A 6,336-nucleotide genomic window follows, 5' to 3' on the forward strand; every position below is an offset into this window, starting at 1 on the left:
GAAAAATAGAATTCACCTATTTTTCATCATGATGATGATACTATTTGAATATCTTCGACAAAATATTTGTTTAACTTTGGGATAGGAATAAAGCCAGATTAACCTTATGATTATTCCCACTTGGTAAAACAAGTAATTACCTTTAAAACTATATGGTTTTTAAATTATGCAATGGAAAAATAACGCCACTCGTTATGGGCATCTTTCGCTGCTCATTCATTGGTTGGTCGCAATTGTCGTATATGGAATGTTTGCATTAGGCTTATGGATGGTGTCATTAGGCTATTATGACACCTGGTACCATCAAGCCCCTGAAATACATAAAAGCATAGGAATGTTGCTATTCTTTATCATGCTTTTTCGTGTGGTTTGGCGATTTATTTCTCCACCACCTAAGCCGTTATCGAGCTATAGCAAATTAACGAAATTTGCTTCAATTACGGTTCAGCTTTTAATTTATATTATTTTATTCTCTATTTTGATCAGCGGTTATTTAATTTCAACTGCGGATGGACAAGCAATAAGTGTATTTGGTTGGTTTGAAGTGCCTGCATTATTTACAGGTGCAGCAGAACAAGCGGATACAGCAGGTGAAATTCACCTTTATTTAGCTTGGGCTGTTGTTTTGTTATCTGTTCTGCATGCATTTGCAGCTTTAAAACACCATTTCTTTGATGGTGATATTACTTTAAAAAGAATGTTGGGTTTTAATCCCGATAAATAACGTGGAGAGAGTTATGTTGAAGAAATCTATTTTAGGTCTTGCTGCGGGTACTTTATTATTATCAGCGGGATCTGCACTGGCAGAAAATTATCAATTTGATAAACAAGGTCAACACGGTTTTATTGAGTTTCGTATCCAGCATTTAGGCTACAGCTGGTTATACGGTAGCTTTAAAGATTTTGATGGTAACTTTACTTACGACGCGAAAGATCCTGCGAAAGATAAAGTTGAAGTGACGATTAAAACTGGCAGTATCGACACTAACCACGCAGAGCGTGATAAGCATTTACGTAGCCCGGATTTCTTAAATGCAGCAAAATTCCCAGAAGCGAAATTTGTCTCCACAGAAGTGAAAAAAGAGGGTGACAAATACCTCGTAACAGGGGACTTCACCTTAAACGGCGTGACGAAACCAATCACTTTAGATGCGAAATTAACGGGTGAAGGTAAAGATCCTTGGGGTGGCTACCGCGCAGGCTTCGAAGCGAAAGGGAACATTAAGCTGAAAGAGTTTAATATCAAATCTGATTTAGGCCCTAAATCTCAAGAAGTTGAATTAATGCTGTCTGTTGAAGGTGTTCAAGTTAAGTAATTTGCATTTTTGAAATGCGTTTCCTTCGATTTTTCAAAACCGCAGATACTGAAATAAGTGTCTGCGGTTTTTTCATTCTTAATTCCGATTAGAACCGTTAATTTTCTGCTTTTTTCTTCGCATTTACTCTTATTCCTATAGCGATATGGCCGTATTCACGACTAAAATAATGATAAGAGTTTATTATTGAGTATTGGTTTTTTGGTTTTTGTTGTTAACAACAAATAGCTAAAAGACAGATTGTTAAAAGGCAGATTCACATTGAATACAAACAGTTCACGCAAAATCGCAGTAGTCGTTAGCATCATTTTTATTATCTTTGCGCTGGGTTTTTACTGGTTAAGTAAAGACAACAACGTACTATCGACGGAAAGTAATAGCGAAATTCATTCAGAGGCCATTGCTCAAGTTGAAAAAGAACTGCCGATTTTAGTCACGATCAAAAAATTAAGCCCGGTCATTTACCAGAGCTTTGAGCCTTTAATGTCTCAATATGATCCTGCTAACGAAGACTTACGTCGTCAATTATTGGATCAGGTTGTTAGCCAATCAATGAATCTGGTCGTTGAGCGCATGCCTTATGCCTCCGATGAAACAGTGATTAATTTTGTTGCTAAAGTGAACGACAATATCAAATCATTGTTAGAGCAAGACCCATCCGGGAAAATGTGTTACGACGCGCTATTCCCACAGTTAAGGGATCCTGCGGATGTCATTCCGCCACAAAAAAGCCAAGATGTCTTATTAAAACAAGTGAGCGCGATCAATGCCTTGTTGATTTCCAGCGAAACTAGCGAGAAGCGTACCACGTTATCTGAAGAAGAGTATCAGGCATTGATGGACTCTCTGAGAATCGGATTAACGGAAAAATACGGAAATGACGTCACCATGCTGATTGATGTGAAGGCTGGGAAAAAATCACCTGCAACAGTTTGCCAAATTTCAATTAGCTTGTATGACTCCGCGCTAAATATTCCTGATAATCAGAAAAAAGCGGCATTATTACGCTCATGGTTTTCTGCAAAGAAAAAATAATAGCGCCGGCTAATCCATTCCATCTTTTAATAGGATTAACTCACGGGAAAACGTCAACAATTTGATGAAGTGAGTTAATCCTTGTTGCATTTTGTTTCAATATCTATCCTCTAAAAACACGCTGAAAACGATATACTGTCTAATATAAATAGTAGTTATTTATTTGCGTGGCTTATCTGCGCTACTCATTCAATACCATTTGGAGGCAAGATGCGATTTGTGACGAAAAGCATTGTTACGCTCTTAACCATCGCTGCAATTTATGTTCCTGCCATGGTTTCTCAGGCTTGTACCCGCGTTGTTTATCTCGGGGAAGACCAACAAATCATGACTGGTAGAACCATGGATTGGAAATATGATGTGGGTACCAATTTATGGATTTTTCCACGAGGTATGGAGCGAAATGGCGCAGCAGGGCCGCAATCACTCAAATGGAAATCCAAATACGGTAGCGTGATAGCGTCAGGTTACGATATTTCTACGACGGATGGCGTTAATGAAAAAGGGTTAGTGGCAAACTTACTTTGGCTCGCCGAATCGAAATACCCTGAGTTAGATAATAAAAAGCCCGCGTTGTCTATTTCGCTATGGGCACAATATATGCTGGACAACTATGCCACGGTTGAAGAAGCTGTTGCCGCATTAGAAAAAACGCCACTAATAGTTGCGACTGATAAGGTTCCGGGACAAAATCGCTTAGCGACTTTGCACTTATCGCTTTCCGATGCGAGTGGTGATAGCGCGATTATCGAATATATCGATGGCAAACAAGTCATTCACCATAGCCGTAAATACCAAGTCATGACTAACTCACCGGTTTATGAAAAACAGTTAGCGATGCAAGAGTATTGGCAAGGTATTGGTGGTACGGTAATGCTGCCGGGAACCAACCGTTCAGCGGATCGTTTCGCTCGAGCGCAGTTCTACATTAATGCTATTCCACAAAAAACGACGCCAAATAAAGCTGTTGCCAGTGTGTTTGGGGTTATTCGTAATGTGTCTGTTCCATACGGTTTAACGTCGGAAACATCCCCAGAGATTTCATCTACCCGTTGGCGCACACTGGTTGATAGCAAGCGTCAACTCTATTTCTTTGAGTCTGCTTTAACGCCAAATATTTTTTGGACGGATCTAAAGAAAATTGATTTTTCCAATGAGACCGGAAAAGTGAAAAAATTGGATCTCGGTGAAGAGCAAAGCCATATTTATTCGGGTGATGCGACCGCGCAATATGTTGATACCAAACCGTTTGAATTTTTGGGACTGAGTGCAGAGCAGCTGGGTTACTAAGATTTTCAGTCCAAATCTCTGAGTTCAAGATTCTGAATTTGACCTCCTGTGCTGCAGGAGGTTGATGCACATCAACTCATCCATTCTCTATCTATGAAAACGTTGCACTATTAAGATGAACGGCATAAGATGTATTTAATATGCAACTTAAAGGTGACCCCATGACTGAATTAGTGTGCTACAAAACCATGCCTGTTTGGGATAAGGCTTCGGTTCCGTTAATGTTCCAAGACCGCCATAACACCAAAGAAGATACATTCGCTCAATTGAAGGTATTACAAGGCTCCCTCGATTTTATTATTTTTGATGAAGACGGTAGCGAGCAAAAATTTACCTTTGATACGCAAAATCAACCGCCAGTGATCCAACCGCAAGTCTGGCATCGTATTGCCGATTGCAGCGATGATATGCGTTGCCAACTCTCTTTTTTATGCCGTCCTGAAATTGAGTTTTATAAACAGTATGATCTCAGTGTGCCTCACTCTGAAGTGCGCTATCTTTGCGAGAATAACTTAGCGAAACCTTGCAAAGTGTTAGATTTAGGTTCAGGTCGTGGGCGCAATAGTTTCTACCTTGCTCAGCAAGGGTACGATGTGACGGCGGTGGATATTAACCAAAATCATATTCAAGCCATTGAAACTGTTAAGCAGCAATCGGGCATAGAAAATATCCATACTGCGCTATATGACATTAATAGCCACCAAATCCAAGATGACTATGATTTGATTGTTTCCACAGTCGTATTGATGTTCCTACAACGGGATAAAATCGCTGACATTATCGCGGATATGCAATTACATACCCGAGCGGGTGGGATTAATATTGTGGTATGCGCAGTAGAAACACCAGATGCGCCATTGGATATGGTGCCATTTAAGTGCTTCTTAAAACCGGGTGAATTACAGCAATATTATCAAGACTGGGAAATTCTTAAATACAATGAAAACCCAGGACACTTGCATAGAACCGATGCGCAAGGTAACCGAATTAAACTGAACTTTGCGACGCTGATTGCCAAGAAAAAATAACCTGCGATAGCGAAGATAATAGGTTGTAAAATTAACGAGGAAAATCAATTTATTGATTTTCGCCTGATAACACAAAAAGGGAAAACCACAATTTTATCCCTCTTTGTCATCAACATAATGGGTTGCCTAGGCAACCCATTTTACGTTCTATGGTGAGAGATAAAATGAATTTTAGGGATTGGACGCTGCTGCTTGTTTTTCGCTGCGCTCTAAGGTTTTTTCGAGTAACACTGAATAAAGTGGTCGACCCCCTAAGAATTGCGCCACCATTGTTGCGCCGATACAGGTAATAATCATCGGTAAAATCAATTGATAGTTATTGGTCATTTCCAACACTAAGACAATGCCTGTTAATGGTGCTCGCACTGTCGCGGCAAACAACGCTCCCATGCCAGCAATTGCAAAGGTACCAACCTCAATCGAATAATTTGGGAACAGCTCCAGTGCCGCATAACCATAGATTCCGCCAAACAGTGTACCAAGGGCTAATAATGGCGAGAAAATCCCTCCCGGCGCGCCAGAACTAAAGCTGATGGTTGAGGTTAAAAAGCGCAGGGCAAAAAATACCATCAGCATGGTAATAGTGAAGCTATTGGCAACCATTTGGTGGATTACGCTATAGCCACCACCCACAACTTCTGGCGCAAACACACCGATAGCACCACAGCTCCCCCCAATCAAACCACCCATCAAAACAAACCGCGACACTTTATTTTGGTAGAAAGCTAAAAATAGGCTTTGCAGATAGAGCAAGAAGCGGTTAAAGCCAATTCCCACAATTCCAAATAACATGCCCAAAATCAGATATAACCACAGGGTTTCCATGGGGGCAGAGGAGAATTGCCCAATGTTCAATACCGCGGCTTCGCCATTAATTAGGCGAAAAACAATGGTGGCGCTGACGGCGCCAATAAACACGGCTTTGATGGAAATAAGGCTGTATTTAAATTGTGGGCGCATCTCTTCGATGATAAACAGGATCCCCGCCAATGGAGCATTAAAGGCGGTAGAAAGACCCGCAGCGGCACCCGCAGCCAATAATGTATGGCGAGATTCATTATCTTTGAGGCGAAATAGGTCATAAAACATTTGGCTAATGTTCGCCCCCAGTTGTACGGTAGGCCCTTCACGACCGAGCACCATACCGGAACCCAACGTACCTAGCCCACCGATAAATTTCACTGGGATCACGCGCCACCAACGGACAGGGCGTAAATCTTGCAATGCCCCTTCAATTTCAGGGATCCCAGATCCCCCCGCTTCAGGTGAAAAGCGTTTAACCAAATAGTAGCCAAGCATGGCTAATAAGGCAGAAGCCACAAACATGGCAGGGATCACCAACCATTTGTTGGTGACATATTGATTAACTGACGCGATACGAATATTGCTGACCCACTCAGTCCCTAGCATAAACAGGGAGCCTATCAGCCCAACGACGGCACCAATAATAGCCGCTAAAACAAGCACTTTGAGTGGTGTTTTATCGGATTCCTTCACGTGACGTAAAAAACTAAAATGGGTTTTGTTGTCTGATTTTGGAGTCGAATTAGCCTGCATCATCGCTTTTTGATTCTCTTAAAATGATTTAACAACAATAACTTATGAAGTATGAATGATAAACATAGTATAGCAATAATCCTGAAAAGCTGAAAAAAGAGACATTAGAG

At 41.0% G+C, this 6,336-nt stretch carries 6 protein-coding genes; 5 read left to right on the plus strand and 1 reads right to left on the minus strand.

The features are described 5' to 3' along the window. Positions 1 to 166 precede the first annotated feature (166 nt). The 5 genes from JK188_RS15820 to tehB all read left to right on the plus strand — a co-directional run bounded on the left by JK188_RS15820 (position 167) and on the right by tehB (position 4,669). A complete protein-coding gene (locus JK188_RS15820) occupies positions 167 to 724 on the plus strand; it encodes a cytochrome b (protein WP_036952053.1) in 558 nt (185 codons plus the stop codon). Positions 725 to 737: 13 nt separating this feature from the next. After that, positions 738 to 1,316: a YceI family protein gene (locus JK188_RS15825; protein WP_036952050.1), complete on the plus strand. Its 579-nt coding sequence runs from the start codon at positions 738 to 740 to the stop codon at positions 1,314 to 1,316. A 261-nt stretch (positions 1,317 to 1,577) separates the two neighbouring features. Then, positions 1,578 to 2,351 carry a topoisomerase IV gene (locus tag JK188_RS15830; protein ID WP_249215519.1) on the plus strand — a complete coding sequence of 258 codons (774 nt, stop codon included), beginning with the start codon at positions 1,578 to 1,580 and terminating at the stop codon, positions 2,349 to 2,351. Positions 2,352 to 2,561: 210 nt separating this feature from the next. Then, positions 2,562 to 3,641, plus strand: coding sequence for a linear amide C-N hydrolase (locus JK188_RS15835; RefSeq protein ID WP_211886333.1), 1,080 nt, complete (start codon positions 2,562 to 2,564; stop codon positions 3,639 to 3,641). Between the two features lie 140 nt (positions 3,642 to 3,781). Beyond that, the gene (gene tehB, locus JK188_RS15840) at positions 3,782 to 4,669 is read left to right on the plus strand and encodes an SAM-dependent methyltransferase TehB (RefSeq protein ID WP_211886332.1); all 888 of its coding nucleotides are present in this window, start codon (positions 3,782 to 3,784) and stop codon (positions 4,667 to 4,669) included. 171 nt (positions 4,670 to 4,840) lie between these two features. Here tehB and clcA read toward each other — a convergent pair whose 3' ends face one another. After that, the gene (clcA, locus tag JK188_RS15845) at positions 4,841 to 6,229 is read right to left on the minus strand and encodes a H(+)/Cl(-) exchange transporter ClcA (RefSeq protein ID WP_187129520.1); all 1,389 of its coding nucleotides are present in this window, start codon (positions 6,227 to 6,229) and stop codon (positions 4,841 to 4,843) included. Positions 6,230 to 6,336: the final 107 nt, after the last annotated feature.

The organism is Providencia sp. JGM181, from assembly GCF_018257375.1.
Taxonomy (GTDB): domain Bacteria; phylum Pseudomonadota; class Gammaproteobacteria; order Enterobacterales; family Enterobacteriaceae; genus Providencia; species Providencia lanzhouensis.